Source organism: Campylobacter concisus UNSWCS, from assembly GCF_000466685.1.
Classification (GTDB): Bacteria; Campylobacterota; Campylobacteria; order Campylobacterales; family Campylobacteraceae; genus Campylobacter_A; species Campylobacter_A concisus_A.
Window position 1 is genome coordinate 1 of the sequence record NZ_ANNG01000129.1, and the last position, 499, is coordinate 499.

The 499-nt window shown below is 42.7% G+C and carries 1 protein-coding gene; it reads right to left on the minus strand.

Annotated elements, in window-relative coordinates; translation table 11 throughout:
• The coding region (locus tag UNSWCS_RS12185) for a hypothetical protein (RefSeq protein WP_035144224.1) at nt 1-499 on the minus strand (499 nt) is incomplete at both ends.

The following is a 499-nucleotide window of genomic DNA, read 5'->3' on the forward strand; positions in this document are numbered from 1 at the left end:
TGCCTTTGGTGGCACTATGAAGCTTATGGATGTTTCAGCCATAGAGTCTAGCTCTTGCGTATATATCTTTACGCCATTTACGAAAATGAATAAATCCCCCTCCATATTTGGCTCACCTGAGATCATTACCATTATGGGTTTATCAGTTGTATTTGTGTATGTGATGTTTGTATCTCTTGAGGATGTCATATCACTCCAAGATTGACCAACTCCTAGAGCTGGTGGTGTATGACTTTGCACGAAATCAACCAGTGCCTTTTCGGTTACTGCTGCGTCCTCTGCTTTGGCGGTTACGCTGTTTTTAAGTTTTGTGAGACCTGCTTTTTCTTCAGTGGCAAGTGGTGGTAGTTCGGTTTTTAGGGCGAAGCTTTCATCAGCCACTGTTTTTTCGAGAAATTTATCATCGCTCTCAGGTTTGGTGTATGCATCGATCTTGTCGGTCTTTTTAAGATACATGGCCTCGGCGATAACGCTATCTAGTTTAGGTGCGATTAACGCA